The following is an 18258-nucleotide window of genomic DNA, read 5'->3' as shown; positions in this document are numbered from 1 at the left end:
AGGCGGAATATTATATCGAAGAGTATTACGACAAGGTGCGGCTTCATGGTGCCTTGGGCGGGTTGTCGCCCGAGGCGTTTGAAGCCGCAGCCTGATCGAGGTGTCTACTTTTTCAGGGTCACTTCAGCTACGGGTCTTACCTCTTAGCCCTTCCCCCTTGTCCCTCGCGGTTCGGCCTATGCCGCCGAGGCTGCTATAATCCTCGCCCTTCAATTCCTGCGCTCTGCGCGCCATCGTCCTGACAACGGTGATCTCCATGCAAGCCCCCGAACTGCTGTCGCCCGCCGGCACCTTCAAGAACATGCGCTACGCCTTCGCCTACGGCGCCGATGCGGTGTACGCCGGCCAGCCGCGCTACTCGCTGCGCGTGCGCAACAACGATTTCAAGATCGATAACCTGCACAAGGGCATCGCCTATGCCCACGAGCGGGGCAAGCAGTTCTACGTGGCCTCCAACATCGCGCCGCACAACAGCAAGCTGAAGACCTACCTGCGTGACATGGAGCCGGTGATCGAGGCCGGTCCCGATGCGCTGATCATGTCCGACCCCGGGCTGATCATGATGATCCGCGAGCGCTGGCCCGATCAGGTGATCCATCTGTCGGTGCAGTCGAACGTGGTCAACTACGCGGCGGCCAAGTTCTGGCAGCAGCAGGGCATCAGCCGGATCATCCTCTCTCGCGAGCTGTCGCTGGACGAGATCGCCCAGATTCGCGCCGAGTGTCCCGACCTCGAAATCGAGACCTTCGTGCACGGCGCGCTGTGCATCGCCTATTCCGGCCGCTGCCTGCTGTCCGGCTACTTCAACCACCGCGATCCTAACCAGGGCACCTGCACCAACGCCTGCCGCTGGAAGTACAACACCGTGGCCGCCGCCGAGGATGCCAGCGGCGACCTGGTGCCGGCGAACTCCGCCCGCGCCCACGATGCCAGCGGCATCTGGACCCCTGAGCAGGGCGGCGGAATGATCGCCTCTGCCGGCGGTAGCGCCGAGCTGGGTGGCCAGACCGCCGGTGGCATGGAAGGCCAGGATGAGCTCTCGGCGCTGATCGAGGACCGCTCGCGGCCGGGTGAGCTGATGCCGGTCTATGAGGACGAGCACGGCACCTACATCATGAACTCCAAGGATCTTCGCGCCGTGCAGCATGTGCCGCGGCTCGCCGAGATGGGCGTGACCTCGCTCAAGATCGAGGGTCGTACCAAGTCGCCCTACTATGTGGCACGTACCGCCCAGGTCTATCGCCGAGCCATCGACGACGCCGTGGCGGGCCGCCCCTTCGACATGCGCCTGATGGACGAGCTCGAGAACCTGGCCAATCGTGGCTACACCGAAGGCTTCTATCGTCGCCACGTACACGACGAGTACCAGAACTACGAGCATGGCCATTCGGTCGGTGTGCACCAGCAGTTCGTCGGCGAGGTGCTGGGCTACGACCCGGACCGCGGCGTGCTGGAGATCGACGTCAAGAACCGCTTCGAGGTCGGCGACGGTATGGAGCTGATGCTGCCTGGCGGTAACCGGCGCTTCACCCTCGAACACATCGAGAACAAGCGCGGCGAGTCGGTGGGTGTCGCACCCGGTTCTGGCCATGTGGTACGCATCCCGGTGCCGGGCGAGGCCATCGCCCCGGAACGCATCGAGTACGCCTTGCTGATGCGCGATCTGGGCTGAGGTCGTCGCGGACTGGACATCGCCTGGGGTCGTCGGGGAAGCTGGCACGGCAGCCGTGGCTGCCCCGAGGCCCCCAGCACAAGGAACCGGCATGGCCACCATCGAACATCGCGCGACCCTCGAGGCGCCCCCCGAGCGCGTCTTCGCCCTGCTCGAGCGGGTCGAGGACTTCGTCGACTACTCCGACCTGATCGAGGCCATCGAGCCGCTCGGCGACGGACGCTACCGCTGGCATGTGCATGCGGTGCGCATGGACTGGACCTTCGAGGTGGAAATCACCGAGTGCCGTCCTCCCGAGGTGCTGGCCTGGGAGTCGCGCAGCGGCGTCAAGAACCGCGGACGCTACCTTCTGACGCCGGTGCCGGAGGGCACCGAAGTGGCGCTGACCCTGGAGTACGAGATCAAGAACCGTCTGGTCGAGAAGGCGGTCAATCGAGCGGTGACGCCGCTGGTCAATCGGGTCAGCCAACAGATACTGGATCGCGTGGCTGCGCGGCTGTAGCGAACCGGAAGTGAGAACGCCGCCCATGGGGGCGGCGTTCGCGTTTGGTGGCCTTTTCCAGGCACCGCCTGGTTAGCCTTTGCGCAGCGAGGCATCCAGGTGATCGACGACTTCGGCCCAGTCGGCATCGGCCTCGATCGCTTCGCGCAGGAACTCGGCCTGTCCCTCGTTCCAGCAGGGTGCATCGGGCAGTTCCATGCCCTCGGGGAGCGGAGCATGGCGCTCGATGAAGCGCTGGATGGCCGCCGGATCCGAGGCCAGGCCGAGCTGTTCGAAGAGTTCGGTGAAGGGATGATCGGGATGTTCCATGGCGAGAACCTGTGTGTGCGGACGTGTGTCTCCACTCTAGCGCGCCGACGAGGCCGCGTGACGATGGCGCGCTCGCGGTGCGTTCAACGCTCGGACTCCGGCGTCGTTCAGGGGGCGGCGCGCTCGCCGACCAGCGGCGTGAGGAAGCGCCGACGCCGCTCGTCTTCTCTCAGCGGCTGGGCCAGCAAGTGGACCAGCTTGGTGGCGGCGGCTTCGGGCGTCATGTCGTCGCCGGCCAGCACGCCGGCATCGGCCAGCGGCCGACCGGCGGCATAGTGGCCGATCGTCACGGCGCCGATGGGACACTGGCTGATGGCGGCGAGCAGCTTGCCTTCGCCGCAGGCCTGGGCCAGCACGCCGGCCAGTTCTGGATCGTCCGGCAGGTTGCCGCCGCCCCAGACCTCCAGCAGCGCGCCCTTGACCCGCTCGTCCAGCAGCCAGGCCTCGAGTTGCCAGGCGGCGAGCCCGGGCCAGAGGACGATCCGCGGCACGGCGCCCGCAGCGAGCGGTGCGTAGTCGGGCAGCTCGAAGCGCGGCGCGCCGCGCTGCTGGCGTTCGAGGCCGCGCCCGGGGTAGAGCACGGGGTCGTCGTCTACCCACTCGCCGAGTGTCGGATGGTTGGGGCTGGCGAAGGCGTCCACGGACTGGGTCTGCCACTTTCGGCAGCGCACGCCTCTCAGCAGGCGGCCGGCGAAGCACACCGCGACTTCCTGGAGGCGCGGATCGGCAGCGAAGCGTAGTGCCGACTCGAGGTTGCCCAGGGCGTCGCTGCCCGGGGCTTCCAGCGGGTGCATGGCGCCGGTGAGGACCACCGGGCGGTCCAGTCCCTGCAACTGGTAGGCAAGGCTGGCGGCGGTCCAGGCCAGGGTGTCGGTGCCGTGGATCACCACAATGCCGGCGACGTCGGCGTAGTGCTCGGCGATCAGTCGAGCCAGCCCTTGCCAGTCGCGCGGTGTGGCGGCGCTGGAGTCGATGGGCTGCGGTGTGGCGATGACGCGGAAGTCGGGCAGGCTCGCCAGGCGAGATGGAGGCAGAGTGGCCAGGGTGCGGCGCAGGCGATCCTCGATGTCGTGACTGGGGATCAGGCCGTCGGGACTCTCCACCATGCCCAGGGTGCCGCCGGTGTAGATCACCAGCAGCGATGATGCGGAAGACGTCATGTGGGCTCCGGGCAAGAGGGATGACGTCATGATACGGCGTGCATGCCGGCATGCAAGGAGGCTCGCCGGCATGCGGCCATGGCCTAGCGGACCATCAGTCGACCGGCCTGATCGTTGATCAGACGACGGTTGCGACCGGCCAGCAGGGCAAAGGCCATTGCCGCCGCCACTATGGCCAGCAGGGCCAGCGTGATGCCGGTCAGTCCGAGCCCCAGGTCGAGCATCACGCCGATGCCCAGCGGGCCCAGCGAGGCCAGGGCATAGCCGCCGCCCTGGGCCATGCCCGACAGCTTGCCGGCCAGGCGGGCGTCGGCGGTGCGCAGCACGATCAGCGACAGCGCCAGGCTGAAGCCACCACCCTGGCCCAGTCCCAGCAGCACCACGCCGGTCCAGCGCCACTCGGCGGGGCCCTGCAGCAGGACCCAGAAGCCCGCACCGATCAGGCCCAGCACCAGGATCAACGCCGGGCGCTGGTCGCGACCCAGGCGCGCCAGCCAGGGAGCGGCGAGCGCGGAGACGAGTTGTACCATTACCGATACCCCCATCAGCCAGCCTGCCTCGGCCTCGCCATAGCCGCGTTCCACCAGCAGGGTGGGCAGCCAGCCGAAGACGATATAGGCCAGCGATGACTGGCAGCCCATGTACAGGGTCACCTGCCAGGCCAGCGGCTGCGTCAGCAGCGCTCGAGTGTTGCCGCTGCGTGGAGGCGCCGGCGGTCGCTGCGTCGGCGTGGGCATCAGCGCTTGCCAGGCGATCAGACCCAGCGCCGCCAGCGCAGCCCAGCTCGTCAGGGCGGCGGGCCAGCCGCCCAGTACGCCGGCCAGTGGGATGCTGAGCCCCGCACCCAGCGCGCCACCAAGGCACAGTGCCATGGTGTAGACGCCGGTCATCACGTCGGCACTGGCGGGAAGTTCGCGCTTGACCAGCGCCGGCAGCAGGGTGCCGGCCACCCCGATGCCGGCCCCCACCAGCAGGGTACCGGCGAACAGCCAGGCGGGCGTTGCCAGGCCGCGCAGGCCGAGGCCCAGGGCCAGCACCAGCAGTGCCAGCGACAGGGTCCGCTCGGGGCCGACGCGACGCGACAGCCAGGGCGCCAGAGGGGCGAAGAGTCCCAGGCAGAGTACCGGCAGGGTGGTCAGGGCGCCGATGGCCAGCAGCGGCATGCCGGTGTCGGCTTCGATGCGAGGCAGCAGCGGAGCCAGCGATGACAGTGCGGGCCGCAGGTTGAGCCCGACCAGCACCATCAAGGCGGTGAATACGATCGGATGCGCTACGCCATCGCGGCGTACGTTGAGACTAGGAGTCGTCATGCTATTGTTCCGGGTCACGGGCATCGCGGCGCCAGCGTGCGGCGAACTCGGCCTCTCCCTCGAGCTCGTCGGCGGCCCCGAAGCGCGGGTGGCCCGGTGGCGGAGCGTTCTCGGCGCAGGCGCGGCGGCGGATGCCGCTGACGTCCTCGCTGCTGACCAGGTCGAGAGGGCCCTGGGATGTAGACCATGCCACTAGGCGGCCTTCGTAGGTCCAGCAGCGCTGGGGCACCTGGGCGACGTGCCATGAGTGTTCCCGCCACTGGGCGTGTCCACTGGCCCCGAGATGAAGCTCGTCATGGGGTACCAGCGCCGCGAACAGTCGTGCATTGAGCACCATGCCGTTGTCGGTCATTTCCACCGCGCCCCGGTAGTCACCCCGGCGCAGGGCCGACATGATGGCCTGCGTGTCTCGCCTGTCCGCAGGCGTGATGCGGCCTTCTCCGCACAGGTGAAGCAGGTCGGGATCGACCTGCTTGATCACCCAGACATGGATCGGGGTCTTGCCGAACAGCTTCTTCAACATGGTTCAGCTCATATGTCGACGCAGATCGCCTCGCACGCTGTCGATCAGGGTGATGAAGTGGCTGTCGCCAGAGGCATCGACGCGGTCGACGCGAGCAACGCTGGCCAGGCCGCGGTCGACCAGCAACTGGTCGAAGATTTCCAGCGTCATCGATTCTGCCTGGGCATCGGCCGGTGCCAGGGGGCCGTCGATCAGCGTGAAGCTGGGCAGCAGTGTGCCGCGCACCCGGGTGGCGCCGCCTTCGGCGATCACCCGGCGCACGAACAGCCACCCCTCGCAGGCAAGCGAGTGGCCGTCGTCGTGCTGGCGCAGGAACAGGGTGCGGTAGCAGGCGCCCTGGGCGGCGGCCTTCTCGGCCATGCTGCGATAGGCCTCGGTGGTGCGCTGTGCCGAGACACCAGCGGATTCCAGCTGCTGCCAGGCTGCCCGGTGTTCGCGGTCGAGGCGCGCCTGATGCTGGAAGCGTAGCCAGCGGTGGTAGTCGTGAATCAGCTCTCGAGATTCCATGGCGTTCCCTTGCTCGTGTGGGGAGTGTCTCCCGGCTACATTCGCATTTGCGGATGTTATTCGCCAGACCGGCGACGTCCACGGCCACCGCGGCGGCGGCGACGCCCTGGAGACTGGCCATCGCGTTCGCCGGCAGCGGCCTGCTGGCGGGGCGGTGTGTTGCCACGACCACGTCCGCCGCGACCGCGGCCATTTTCGATGGGCTCGGGCTTGGCGTTGGGGTCAGGCTCGAAGCCGGGCTCCACGTGCTTGACCAGCTCACGCTTCATGAGTTTCTCGATATTGCCGAGCAGGCCGTGTTCGTCGACGCACACCAGCGATACCGCCTGGCCGTCGTGCCCGGCGCGGCCGGTGCGGCCGATACGGTGCACGTAGTCCTCGGCCACGTTGGGTAGCTCGAAGTTGACCACGTGGGGCAGCTCGTCGATGTCGAGGCCCCGGGCGGCGATGTCGGTGGCCACCAGCACCTGCAGATCGCCGGACTTGAAGGCGGACAGTGCCCGGGTGCGGGCCGACTGACTCTTGTTGCCGTGGATCGCCATGGCCGAGATGTCGCGCTTGTCGAGATGCTCGGCCAGGCGGTTGGCGCCGTGCTTGGTGCGAGTGAAGACCAGCACCTGGAACCATTGCCGGCTGCTGATCAGATGAGCGAGCAGCTCGCGCTTGCGCTCGCGGTCGACCCGGTAGATGGCTTGGTCCACGGTCTCGGCCGGCGTGTTGCGTCGTGCCACCTCGATCAGTGTCGGTTCATCGAGCAGCTTGTTGGCCAGCGCCTGGATCTCCCGGGAGAAGGTCGCCGAGAACAGCAGGTTCTGGCGGGCCTCGGGCAGCAGCCTGAGGACCTTGCGGATATCGTGGATGAAGCCCATGTCGAGCATGCGGTCGGCCTCGTCCAGCACCAGGATCTCCACGCCGGAGAGATCGACGTGCCCCTGTTGCTGAAGGTCGAGCAGACGGCCCGGGGTGGCTATCAGGATATCCAGCCCGGGGCGGATGGCGTCCACTTGCGGCTGCTGGCCGACACCGCCGAAGATCACGTGCGAGGTCAGCGGCAGGTGGCGACCGTAGTCGCGTACGCTCTCGCCCACCTGGGCGGCCAGCTCACGGGTCGGGGTCAGCACCAGGGCGCGCACGCCGCGCTTGGCCGGTCGACGGCCGCCCTTGAGGCGCTGCAGCATGGGCAGGGTGAAGCCGGCGGTCTTGCCGGTGCCGGTCTGGGCGCTGCCCAGCAGGTCGCCGCCCTCGAGGACGGCGGGGATGGCCTGGCGCTGAATGGGAGTCGGGGTGGTGTAGCCCTGGGCGTCGATGGCGCGCAGCAGTTCGGGGCACAGGCCGAGGTCGGAAAAGGTCATGCGGTCTCCGCGGCGACGTCTCGCCTGGCCTCCGCCAGGAATGGTCGGGGCGAGGCGGAACGTGGGAATGGGGTGAGTCGCGGCGGCGGGGCGGCCGCGAGTGTCGCGTATTATGCCACAGCGGCGCTCGCGGCGCAGCCGAGGCGAGCGCCGCTGTGGCTTCGCTGGTGCAGGCTAGTCGGCGTGGCGCTCTACGCGCCTGACGGCCGTGGCAATGGCGGCCGCGACGTCATCCCAACTGTGGCCCAGTGCTCGTACCAGGGCGGGATAACCGTCGCTGGCAAGCGGCGTGGCGACGCGAAACGTCGAGGCGTCCAGTAGCATCTGGTCGGTGTCGAGCAGCTGCCAGCGTCCGGCGGCCACTGCCCGGCCGTCGGGCCGACCCTGAAAGCGTTCCACCGTCACCCGTAATTGCAGGGGATCGGCTTGTGCGCCGATCTCGCTGTCAAGCAGCACCCGAGTGTCGGGCAGCGCAGCGGCCAGGCGGTCGCGCAGGCCGCGCTCGAGCTGCCGGCCCAGCGGCTCGGCCCAGCGATGACCGCTGGCCTCGCGCAGGGTGATGTCGTCGAGCTGGACGATGATGCCTTCCGCGTCCAGGAACGGCGCCAGGCGCAACGGGCGCAGCACCAGCACGTGGCTGGCCTCGGCGCCGGCAGCGTCCGGGGTGGCGACCTCCGGCAGGGCGTAGCGGGTCGCCGGCGTGCCGCCCAGGGCACAGCCGGTGAGCCATAGCAGCGTCAAGAGGGCTAGCGAGGCACGCAGGGCGATCATGGCGAAGTCCTTTCCGTCGGAGCGCGTGGCACGGGGTCGGTGGCGTCCAAGCTGTCGAACAGCAGGGCGCCGGGAGTGTCGCCGAGACGGCGGGCCGTCGGCTGGAGATCACGCAGCAGTCGCTCGAGCTGGTCGAGGGTCTCGGTCAGGTCGCGGTAGGCCGGGGCGCCGGGTGAGACGCCTTCGAGGGTGTTGCGCAGCGTGGACAGGGTGGCGTTGAGCTCCCCCGGCAGGGCGCGGGTTTCGGGGTCTTCGAGCAGCGTCTGGACGCCGGCGGTAAGCTGGCGGACCTGCTCGAGCGTGGCCTCCGAGGTGGACAGGTTGCGCTCGAGGCCGGCGAGGATGGGTTCGAGCTCCAGGCCGTTGAGCTTGTCGAGCAGGGCGGTGACCTGGGCCTGGATCTGGGCCAGCCCCCCGGAGGTGGTGGGGAAGACGGGCCGCTCGGCGAAGATTTCGGCCTGATAGTCGTCGGCGCGCTGTGGATCCAGCCCGAGGTCGACGAACAGCGCTCCGGTCAGCAGGCTGCCGCTCTTCAGCGAGGCGCGCAGGCCACGCCGGAAAAGCCGCTCGAAGCGGGCGCGCCAGGCTGCGAGATCCAGCGTCTGGCTGTCGATGCCGAGGCGCTGGGGCTCGATGCGGATCAGCACCGGAATCGCCAGCCGTGCATCGCGGTCGGGCTGCGCCGCGGTGAAGTTCCAGGGCACGCTGGCCACGGTGCCGACCCGTACGCCGCGAAACTCGACGGGAGCGCCGCGTGACAGGCCGCGCACCGTATCCTCGATCAATAGCACGTACTCCAGGTACCGGTCGAAGGTGCCCTGACGGGCGCTGTCTTCGTCAGCGTAAAGGGTGAAGGTGGTGTCGGGTTCGGCGATTACCCCGCGCGGCAGGTCTTCGGGCACGCCGAAAGTGACGCCGCCGCTGAACATCGCTTCCAGCGACTCGAGCTTGACGCGCACGCCTTCGGAGTCCAGCCGCAGGTCCACGCCACTGGTGGTCCAGAAGCGGGTATTGTCGGTGACCAGCCGGTGGTAGGGGCTTTCGATGAAGATCCGGTGGCGCATGCGGCGAGTCTCGACGTCGAAGTCGGCCTCCTCGACGCGGCCCACCGTGAAGCCCTGGAAGGTGATCGGGTCGCCGACGCTGAGTGAATTGCCCACCTCGCTTAGCAGGTTGATGCGTAGGCCCTCGGCACCGGGGGGAGCCACTGGCGGCTGCTCGCTGACCTCGAACTCGCGCGCCTCTTCCTCGCTCTGGCCGGGCTCCAGCTGCAGGTAGGCGCCGGATAGCACGGTGTTGAGGCCGCTGATGCCTTCGCGACCGATGCGTGGCTTGACCACCCAGAAGGTGCTGTCCTCGACCAGCATCGGCGCGGCTTCGGGCTTCATGCGAGCGGTGATCAAGACTTGGGAGAGGTCCTCCGAGAGATTGACCGATTCCACTTGGCCGATCTCCACGTTGCGGGTCTTGATCAGGGTGCTGCCGGCTTCGATGCCGTCAGCGCTCTGCACGGTCAGGGTGATCAGCGGACCGCGCCCGAGATAGCTGTCATAGACCAGCCAGGCGCCGATCAGCAGCGCCACGATCGGCACGATCCAGATCGGTGATAACGGTGCCTGGCGGGTGGCCCGGGCGCGGTGCTCGTCCTCTGGCGCGGCGTCGCGGGGGGTGTCGTTCATGCGGGGGCTTCCTCGTCCGCGTTGGAAGTGGGGCTCGGGCCATCCCAGATCAATCGGGGATCGAAGGTCATGGCAGCGAGCATGGTGAGCACCACTACGCTACCAAAAGCCAGGGCCGCGGGGCCGGGTTCGACCGCCATCAGGTTGCCGGCGCGGATCAGCGCCACGAGGATGGCGACAACGAAGATATCGACCATCGACCAGCGGCCGATGAATTCGGTCAGTCGATACAGTCGGGTTCGCACCGGCGCCTTGAGCTCATGGGCGCGCGGGGCTACCAGGCACAGCCAGGCCAGGGCCATCAGCTTGCCGAGCGGCACGATGACGCTGGCTACCAGAATCACCAGGGCTACCGGCCAGGAGCCCATTTCGATCAACTCGACGATGCCACCGACGATGGTGCTGGGGCTCGCTTTTCCCAGGCTGACGGTTGTCATGATCGGGTAGATGTTGGCCGGAACATACAGGACCGCGGCGGCGGCGAGCAGGGCCCAGGTGCGCTGCAGGCTGTAGGGGCGCCGGGCATGCAGTGGCTCGCCACAGCGTCGGCAATGGCCATGTCCCGTGGCATCGAGCCGGTTGACCAAGCCGCAGGTATGGCAGCCGGTGAGGCCCTGGGGCGCGGCGGTACGGCCGGTCTGGCTGCCTTCGGGGGCGGATGGCTCTCCGGCCAGGGCGAACCATAGCCAGTCGCGGTCCACCGACTGGGTCGTGGCGAGCAGCAGCACGGCGAAGGTGCCGAAGGCCCAGAACGAGGGGCCCAGCTCGACATGGGCCAGGCCAGCGATCTTGATCAGGCTGACCAGGGTGCCGATCAGGAAGACGTCGGCCATCATCCAGGGCTCCAGGTGGGTCAATGTGCGGGTCAGGCTGCGGCTCCCCGCGGGCGGCGATCCGCGTAGGAGCCCGATCTGGAGCCACGCCACGCCGAGCAGATAGAGGGTCGGCAGTACCAGGGTGGTCAGCAGCACGACGATGGCCACCACGGGTTGATGGTGGCCGATCAGATCGGTGGCGGTCTGAGTCAGTTCGATACGATTGCCGACGCCGCGCACGCTGAAGCCCAGGAAGGGAAACGCGACTGCCATGGCCAACGTGGCCAGAGCTGCCAGGGCGAGAGCCAGGCTACGCTGGGCCGGATAGCGATGGCGCCGCACCTCGGCGTGGCCGCAGCGTGGGCATACCGCCTGCTCGCCCGAGTGGAGGGGCGGCAGGGCCATCAGCCAGTCGCACTCGTGGCAGGCGCGCAGGCGACGACGGGTGACCCGTGTCTCCGGCGGGGCACGATCGACGTAGGGGGCCTGGGTGGGCAGGGTGATATGGCGAAAGGCCGGCCTTGGCACGGCGATGACGTCCTCCTGACGATTAACGGCATTGTCTGAAGTGTGTCACGTTGACGCGGGGGGCACCATAGTCAACCATGCGTGCCTCAATGTACTGATGGAGACACCATGATGCTTCCCGCCCTGGCGGTGATAGCAGGTCTGATCCTGCTGGTCTGGAGCGCCGAGCGCTTCGTCGACGGTGCGGCGGCGACGTCCGCGCGACTCGGCCTTTCCCCTCTCTTGATCGGCATGCTGGTCATCGGCTTTGGCACCTCGGCGCCGGAACTGGTGGTCTCGGCCATCGCCGCCAGCCAGGGCAATCCCGGGCTGGCGCTGGGCAACGCCTATGGCTCGAACATCGCCAACATTGGCATGATCCTTGGTTTGGTGGCGCTCGTTTCGCCGCTGGCGGTGCATTCCGGAGTGATCCGCCGCGAGCTGCCGGTGCTGGGTGGGGCAACGCTGCTGTCGGCGGTGCTGATGATCGGCGGGATGATCGGTCGGCTGGAAGGCGTGCTGCTGCTGGTCGTGCTGGCGGCCTTCATGGTCTACAGCGTCGTTCAGGGGTTGCGCGACGGCAGCGACCCGCTGTCGTCCGATACCGAGACCGACCTGGCCTCGCACCCCATGTCGCTGAAGGTCGCCCTGGCCTGGACAGCGGTGGGGCTGGTGCTGCTGGTGGCAAGTTCCAGGCTGCTGGTGTGGGGGGCGGTGTCCATCGCCCAGAGCCTGGGCGTCAGTGACCTGGTGATTGGCCTGACCGTGGTGGCGGTGGGGACTTCGTTGCCCGAACTGGCGTCTTCGATCAGTGCCCTGCGCCGGCGCGAGCATGACTTGGTGCTGGGCAACGTGGTGGGGTCGAACCTGTTCAACACCCTCGGCGTGGTGGGACTCGCCGCGGTGATCGCGCCCATCGAGGCCGGCCGTGAAGTGCTGCTGCGCGACTGGAGCCTGATGACCGCCATGACGGTGATGATGGTGGTCTTCGCCATGGGCTGGCGTGGCCGTCCGGGCCGCATCAACCGCGTCGAGGGTGGTGCCCTGTTGGCCATGTACGTGGCCTACATCGGTTTCATGGTGCATCTGGTGGTGACCGGCGGCCCGATGGCCTGAGTCTGCGACAACGCGACACAGACGGTGGATCGACCGGGGCGCGCTATGATGGCTCCGGTTGCTTGCCTTGGTCGGCACGGTATCGGCTAGGCTGATGCAGGCAAAGGAAGAATGCGCCCGGGGTGACCGTGCCTCGTCGACAAGAGCACGGATAGTGCCGACGCATTCTGATCATCGATCCGCAGGAACGAGGTGTGCCTCATGGAGTTGGATCCTCTGCTGCTGTCGCGGCTGCAGTTCGCCTTCGTGGTGTCTTTCCACGCCATTTTCCCGGTCTTCACGATCGGTCTGGCGTCCTATCTGGCCGTGCTCAACGGCCTGTTCTACCGCACCGGCAATCCCGCCTGGGAACGGCTAGCGATCTTCTGGACCCGGGTATTCGCCGTGGTGTTCGGCATGGGCGTGGTGTCGGGCATCGTCATGGCCTTCCAGTTCGGCACTAACTGGAGCAACTTCTCGCTGGCGGCCTCCAACATTCTCGGTCCGCTGCTGAGCTATGAGGTGGTCACCGCCTTCTTCCTGGAGGCCGCCTTCCTCGGCGTGCTGCTGTTCGGGCGCGGAAAGGTGCCCCAAGGGGTTCACCTCTTCGCCTCGATCATGGTGGCGCTTGGCACCTTCATCTCGGCCTTCTGGATCCTGGTCTCCAACAGCTGGATGCAGACGCCGGCCGGATTCGAGCTGGTCGACGGGCGCTTCCGTATCATCGACTGGAGCGAGGCGATCTTCACCGCCTCCTTCCCGTATCGCTTCATGCATTTCGTGCTGGCCTCCTTCCTGACGGGCGGTTTCGTGGTGGCTGGCGTCAGTGCCTGGTATCTGCTGCAGGGGCGTGACCCGCAGGCCAACCGCAAGGCGTTCTCCATGTGCCTGTGGATGCTGCTGGTGCTGGCACCGGCCCAGGCCATCGTCGGCGACTTCCATGGGCTCAACACCCTGGAGCACCAGCCAACGAAGGTGGCTGCCATGGAGGGCAACTGGGAGACCCAGTCGCGTGCGCCGCTGCTGCTGTTTGCCTGGCCCGACCAGCAGGCCCAGGAAAACCTCGTGGAGCTCGGTCTGCCGGGAGTGGCCAGCCTGATCCTGACCCACGAATTCGATGGCGTGGTACCGGGTCTCAAGGACGTGGCGCGAGAGGAGCAGCCGCCGGTGTGGCTGGTGTTCTGGTCGTTTCGCGTCATGGTGGCCATGGGCCTGGCGATGATCGTCGCGGTGCTGATCGGCCTGGCCCTGCGGGCCAAGGGGCGGCTATACGACCATCGTGGCTTCCTGCAGTTCATGCGGTTGATGACAGTCGCTCCCTTCCTGGCCGTGCTCGCCGGCTGGTTCGTCACCGAGATCGGCCGAGCGCCCTGGCTGGTGTACGGCATCATGACCCAGGAAGAGTCGGTGACGCCGTCGCTGACCGGCGGCATGGCGCTGTTTACTCTGATCGGCTACGTGCTGGTCTACGCCGTGGTCTTTTATGCCGGCACCCTCTACCTGACCCGGGTCGTGCGTCAGGGCATGCTGCCCGAGCCGCCCCATGACGACGAGGTGGAACGTGCCAAGCGGCCGCTGTCCGCCTCCCATGTGCCGTTCGAAGATGCTGCCAACCAGCCGGGAAGGAGCTGAACCATGGAAATGTTCGATCTGACGCTGATCTGGGCCGGCATCATTGGTTTCGGCGTGATCATGTACGTGCTGATGGATGGCTTCGACCTGGGCGTGGGTATCCTCTTTCCCTTCGCCCCGGACGAGGACAGTCGCGATGTGATGATGAACTCGGTGGCACCGATCTGGGACGGCAACGAGACCTGGTTGGTGCTTGGCGGCGCCGGGCTCCTGGCGGCCTTCCCGGTGGTCTACTCGGTGTTCCTGCCGGCGCTCTACATCGGCGTCTTCCTGATGCTGGCCGGGCTGATCTTCCGCGGCATCGCCTTCGAGTTCCGTTTCAAGTCGCATCGCAACCGTCGCTGGTGGAACCGCGCCTTCTGCTGGGGGTCGACCGTGGCCGCCTTTGCCCAGGGAGCGGTGGTCGGTGCCTATATCCAGGGCTTCCCGGTCGAGGACTTTGTCTACGTGGGCGGCGCCCTGGACTGGCTGACGCCATTCACCGTACTGACCGGCATCGGCTTGGTGACCGGCTATGCGCTGCTTGGCGCCACCTGGCTGATCATGAAGAGCGAGGGACACATCCAGCAATGGGCCTATCGACTGGCGCCGCGCCTGCTGATCGCCGTTCTGGTGGTGTTCGCCATCATCAGCTTGTGGACCCCCTTCGTCGACGAGGCGGTGCGCGAGCGCTGGTTCGGGCATCTGCACCTGATCTGGATATTCCCTGTGCTGGCGCTGCTCTGCGCCTACTGGCTGTGGCGCTCGGTGCAGACGCGCCGCGAGGGCCAGCCGTTCATCGCCACCTTGGGAGTGTTCGTGTTCACCTACCTGGGACTGGTGGTCAGCAAGTGGCCGGTGATCGTGCCGCCGAATTACACCCTGTGGGACGTCGCCTCGGCGCCGGAATCCCAGCTGTTCCTGCTGATCGGGGTGCTGTTCGTGATTCCGATCATCTTGACCTACACCGCCTGGAGCTACTGGGTATTCCGCGGCAAGGTCCGTGTCGGTGAGGGGTATCACTAAGACCATGGCGCAGGCATCGACATCGCGCGCCTGGCTCGCCGGCTTGGCGCGCGCCGAAAGAGGGCGACTGGGCCTGGCCGTCGCCTGCGGCCTGGTCGCCGGTGTCAGCACCATGGCCCAACTGGCGCTGCTGGCCTGGCTGGTCACGGCGCTGCTGGTGGAGGGCCGGGAGCTTTCCTCGCTGGTGATGATCTTTGCCGTCCTGGCCGGGTTGATGGGGCTGCGTGCCCTGGCCCAGTGGGGCCAGGAGGCGGCCGGGCTTTCCGCCAGCTTGAGGCTCCGCCGGCGGGCCCGCGGCGAGCTGCTCGACCAGCTGGCACGGCTTGGTCCGGTGGGTGTCACTGGCCATCACAGTGCCAGCCTGGCCCATCGCGTGGTGGACCAGGTCGAGGCGCTCGACGGCTATGTGGCACGCTACCTGCCGCAGCGCTACCTCGCTCTGCTGCTGCCGCTGGTGATTCTGGCGGCGGTGGCATGGCTCGACTGGCTGGCGGCGCTCTTCCTGCTGTTGGCGGCGCCCCTGATCCCGCTGTTCATGGCGCTGGTGGGCATGGGCGCCGAGCGCCTCAACGAGGAACAGTTCGATGCCGTGGCACGGCTGTCGCGCCACTTCATCGACCGGGTGCGCGGCATCGCCACCCTGCAGCTGTTCGGCCGCACCGCGGCGGCCACTGACGAGGTCCACGCCGCCGCCGACGACTATCGCCAGCGCACCCTGCGCCCGCTGCGCCTGGCCTTTCTCTCGTCGGCGGTGCTCGAGTTCTTTGCCGCCGTCTCGATCGCTGTGGTGGCCATCTATGTAGGCTTCGGCCTGCTTGGCTACATCAGCTACGGCCCTGCCGACCAGTTGACGCTGTTCACGGGGCTGCTGGCGCTATTGCTGGCACCGGAATTCTTCCAACCGCTGCGCAGCCTGGCCCAGCACTACCATGATCGGGCCTCGGCGCTGGGCGCCGCCGAGGGCATGGTCGCGCTGCTGGAAGAGTCGCCGCGGCGCAGCGGCCGTCCCCCCGCTCCGCCCCGCGCGGCGCAGGCGCGCGTCGAGCTCGAGGCGGTCACGGTGACGCACCCCGAGCGCGGCCGCGTGCTGGGGCCCCTGGATCTGTCCCTGGTCTCGGGCGAAATGCTGGCGATCAGCGGGCCCTCGGGGGCCGGCAAGTCGACCCTGCTGCAGCTGTTGGCGGGATTCCTCGATCCCGACACCGGCGAGCGGCGAACGGTAAAGGGGATGGCCGTGGCGTGGATGGATCAGCGTCCGCTGCTGGTTCACGGTAGCCTGGCCGACAATCTGCGCCTGGCGGCACCGGATGCCGACGAGCGAGCGATGCGTCGGGCGCTCGATGCCGCCGGGCTCGGTCAACTGGTGGCCGGCCTGCCGGAGGGGATCCATGCCCCGGTCGGGGAGCGCGGCGCGGGGCTATCCGGTGGCCAGGCCCAGCGCCTGGCGCTGGCGCGGATCTTCCTCTCCAAGGCAAGTCTGGTGCTGCTCGACGAGCCCACCGAGAGTCTCGATGCCGACAGCGAAAGGCACGTGCTGGAGGCGCTCACGGCGCTGGCCGCCGAGGGGCGCAGCCTGGTCATCGCCAGCCACCGCACCGCACCGTTGGCCTGTGCCGATCGCCACCTGGCGCTGCGCGACGGGCGTCTCGAGGAGGTGGCCGATGGCTGAGCGATGCGGCGTGTTCGCCACCCTGGCGCCTTGGCTACGCCTGCTTGGGCGCCGACGCGGACGGCTGGCGGCCGGGGCTGGCCTCATGGCGCTGGCCCTGGTGGCGGCGCTTGGCCTGCTGGCGCTGTCGGGCTGGTTCATCACCGCGACTGGCCTGGCGGGGCTGGCGTTGGCAGCGGGGGGCGCCATGACCCTGGATGTCTACGTGCCGGGCGGTGGGATCCGCGGCTTCGCGGTGACCCGGACCGTGGCGCGCTACCTGGAACGGCTCTACAACCACGACACCATCCTGCGCCTGCTGGCCGACCTGCGTGGGCGGATGTTCGCCGTGCTGGCCGGACTCGACGGGCGCTCGCTGGCGCAGCGTCGGGCCAGCGACTGGCTGAACCGGCTCACCGCCGATATCGACACCCTCGATAGTCTCTTTCTGCGCCTGCTGGCCCCGGCAGCGGTAGCGCTGCTGGCGATCCTCGCGCTGGCCGGGTTCTTGGCGCTGTGGTCGCCGGCGGCGGGGCTGTCGGTGGCAGGCGTGCTTGGCCTGGCCTGGAGTTGGCTGACATGGGGCCAGGCGCGCCTGGGCCTTGCCGCCAGCCGGCGTCGGATCGCCGAACTGGAACGGCTGCGTGGCCGGCTGATCGAGCAGCTCCAGGGGCTCGCCGAACTCGAGACCTACGGCAGCCTGGCGGCCCGGCGACGGCATCTCGAGGCCATCGAGGCACGGTTCTACGATGACCAGCGCCGGCTCGGCCGGTTCGCGGCGCTGGGATCGGTACTCGCCGGGCTGGCCGTGGGGCTCGGCTGGCTCTCGGCACTGTGGCTAGGTGCCCTGGCCTGGCAGGCCGGAGCGCTGTCCGGTCCGCTGATGGTGATGATGCCACTGGCGGTGATGGCGATGAGCGAGGCACTTGCCGCGCTCCCTATGGCCTTCACCCAGTTTGGGGCGACCCTGGCCGCCGCCGAACGGCTCAATGCCCTGGACGATGCGCGGCGCGACGCTCCGGCCGGGAGCGTGACGAACCTGCCCGGCGGGGCACTGAGGCTGTCCCTCGAGGAGGTCTCGCTGCGCTATCCCGGGGCCCTGACCCCGGTGTTCGATGGCTTTTCCCTGGCCCTGGCGCCGGGGGAGCGGGTCGCGGTGCACGGCGTGTCGGGCAGCGGCAAGTCGAGCCTGGCGGCGCTGGCCACCGGCCAGCTGGTGCCGGACGCGGGTGCGGTGGGGCTGGGCGGCCTGCCGCTGGCGGATATCGCTCCTCAGGATTTGGCCGACCGGGTGGCCTGCCTGACCCAGCACACCGAGCTGTTCGACGACAGCCTGGCCGCCAACCTGCGGCTTGCCGCGCCCGAGGCTGAGACATCTCGGCTTTGGGCCGTCCTCGCCACCGTGGAGTTGGCCGACTGGGCACAAGCCCTGCCTCGAGGGCTCGATACTCGGGTGGGCGAGGGCGGTCGTCGCCTCTCCGGCGGCCAGGCGCGACGCCTCGCGCTGGCCCGCCTGCTGCTGCGCGACCCTGGACTGGTGATCCTCGACGAGCCATTCGCCGGCCTGGACTCGGCGCTCGCGTCACGCATCGCCGAGCGGATCGACGTCTGGCTCGCGGGGCGCAGCGTGCTGTATCTGGTGCACGAGCGCACGCCCCAGGCGTGTCTGCCGGGCGTTGGCCGTTGGCAAGCGTTGGCGAGCGGCGCCGAACCGGCCTTTGCGCCGCCGCCGGGAATCTTTCAGGATGGTGCAAAGCACTGACACGAGGTG

General features: G+C 68.2%; 16 protein-coding genes. 7 read left to right on the top strand and 9 right to left on the bottom strand.

What is annotated here, in order from left to right:
* Positions 1-256: 256 nt before the first annotated feature.
* Positions 257-1672: a prephenate-dependent tRNA uridine(34) hydroxylase TrhP gene (trhP, locus tag ACGTN6_RS16665; protein ID WP_394593712.1), complete on the top strand. Its 1416-nt coding sequence runs from the start codon at positions 257-259 to the stop codon at positions 1670-1672.
* 91 nt (positions 1673-1763) lie between these two features.
* Complete coding sequence (locus tag ACGTN6_RS16660) at positions 1764-2174, top strand: SRPBCC family protein (protein WP_394593710.1); 411 nt, start codon at positions 1764-1766, stop codon at positions 2172-2174.
* A 72-nt stretch (positions 2175-2246) separates the two neighbouring features.
* Here the strand turns inward: ACGTN6_RS16660 and ACGTN6_RS16655 are convergent, their stop codons facing one another.
* The 9 genes from ACGTN6_RS16655 to ACGTN6_RS16615 form a co-directional block, all read right to left on the bottom strand.
* A complete protein-coding gene (locus ACGTN6_RS16655) occupies positions 2247-2483 on the bottom strand; it encodes a DUF2789 domain-containing protein (protein WP_394593708.1) in 237 nt (78 codons plus the stop codon).
* Positions 2484-2590: 107 nt separating this feature from the next.
* On the bottom strand, positions 2591-3643 hold the full coding sequence (locus tag ACGTN6_RS16650) for an asparaginase (protein ID WP_394593706.1): 1053 nt from the start codon (positions 3641-3643) through the stop codon (positions 2591-2593).
* Between the two features lie 83 nt (positions 3644-3726).
* Positions 3727-4953 carry an MFS transporter gene (locus ACGTN6_RS16645; protein ID WP_394593704.1) on the bottom strand — a complete coding sequence of 409 codons (1227 nt, stop codon included), beginning with the start codon at positions 4951-4953 and terminating at the stop codon, positions 3727-3729.
* Between the two features lies 1 nt (position 4954).
* Positions 4955-5476 carry a hypothetical protein gene (locus ACGTN6_RS16640; protein WP_394593702.1) on the bottom strand — a complete coding sequence of 174 codons (522 nt, stop codon included), beginning with the start codon at positions 5474-5476 and terminating at the stop codon, positions 4955-4957.
* Between the two features lie 3 nt (positions 5477-5479).
* Positions 5480-5983 (bottom strand): hypothetical protein, encoded by a 504-nt coding sequence (locus ACGTN6_RS16635; protein ID WP_394593700.1) that lies wholly within the window; start codon positions 5981-5983, stop codon positions 5480-5482.
* 56 nt (positions 5984-6039) lie between these two features.
* Positions 6040-7335: a DEAD/DEAH box helicase gene (locus ACGTN6_RS16630; protein ID WP_394593698.1), complete on the bottom strand. Its 1296-nt coding sequence runs from the start codon at positions 7333-7335 to the stop codon at positions 6040-6042.
* Positions 7336-7509: 174 nt separating this feature from the next.
* Positions 7510-8106, bottom strand: coding sequence for a PqiC family protein (locus ACGTN6_RS16625; protein ID WP_394593696.1), 597 nt, complete (start codon positions 8104-8106; stop codon positions 7510-7512).
* Positions 8103-9785, bottom strand: coding sequence for an intermembrane transport protein PqiB (gene pqiB / locus ACGTN6_RS16620; protein WP_394593694.1), 1683 nt, complete (start codon positions 9783-9785; stop codon positions 8103-8105). Before pqiB ends, ACGTN6_RS16625 begins: the two co-directional genes overlap by 4 nt.
* On the bottom strand, positions 9782-11128 hold the full coding sequence (locus tag ACGTN6_RS16615; RefSeq protein ID WP_394593692.1) for a PqiA/YebS family transporter subunit: 1347 nt from the start codon (positions 11126-11128) through the stop codon (positions 9782-9784). The genes pqiB and ACGTN6_RS16615 overlap by 4 nt, the downstream gene beginning before the upstream one ends.
* Before the next feature lie 108 nt (positions 11129-11236).
* On the opposite strand from ACGTN6_RS16615, the gene ACGTN6_RS16610 reads away from it, so the two are divergent.
* The 5 genes from ACGTN6_RS16610 to cydC all read left to right on the top strand — a co-directional run bounded on the left by ACGTN6_RS16610 (position 11237) and on the right by cydC (position 18249).
* Positions 11237-12223 carry a calcium/sodium antiporter gene (locus ACGTN6_RS16610; protein ID WP_394593690.1) on the top strand — a complete coding sequence of 329 codons (987 nt, stop codon included), beginning with the start codon at positions 11237-11239 and terminating at the stop codon, positions 12221-12223.
* Between the two features lie 201 nt (positions 12224-12424).
* A complete protein-coding gene (locus ACGTN6_RS16605; protein ID WP_394593688.1) occupies positions 12425-13834 on the top strand; it encodes a cytochrome ubiquinol oxidase subunit I in 1410 nt (469 codons plus the stop codon).
* Positions 13835-13837: 3 nt separating this feature from the next.
* Positions 13838-14839, top strand: coding sequence for a cytochrome d ubiquinol oxidase subunit II (gene cydB, locus ACGTN6_RS16600; protein WP_394593686.1), 1002 nt, complete (start codon positions 13838-13840; stop codon positions 14837-14839).
* Positions 14840-14843: 4 nt separating this feature from the next.
* The gene (cydD, locus tag ACGTN6_RS16595) at positions 14844-16508 is read left to right on the top strand and encodes a thiol reductant ABC exporter subunit CydD (RefSeq protein ID WP_394593720.1); all 1665 of its coding nucleotides are present in this window, start codon (positions 14844-14846) and stop codon (positions 16506-16508) included.
* Positions 16501-18249 (top strand): thiol reductant ABC exporter subunit CydC, encoded by a 1749-nt coding sequence (gene cydC / locus ACGTN6_RS16590; RefSeq protein ID WP_394593684.1) that lies wholly within the window; start codon positions 16501-16503, stop codon positions 18247-18249. Before cydD ends, cydC begins: the two co-directional genes overlap by 8 nt.
* Positions 18250-18258 lie beyond the last annotated feature (9 nt).

The sequence above is a fragment of the Halomonas sp. B23F22_20 genome (genome assembly GCF_043496985.1).
GTDB lineage: Bacteria > Pseudomonadota > Gammaproteobacteria > Pseudomonadales > Halomonadaceae > Halomonas.
The sequence above is the reverse complement of the archived record's forward strand: the minus strand, read 5'-3'. Positions and strand labels throughout refer to the sequence as shown.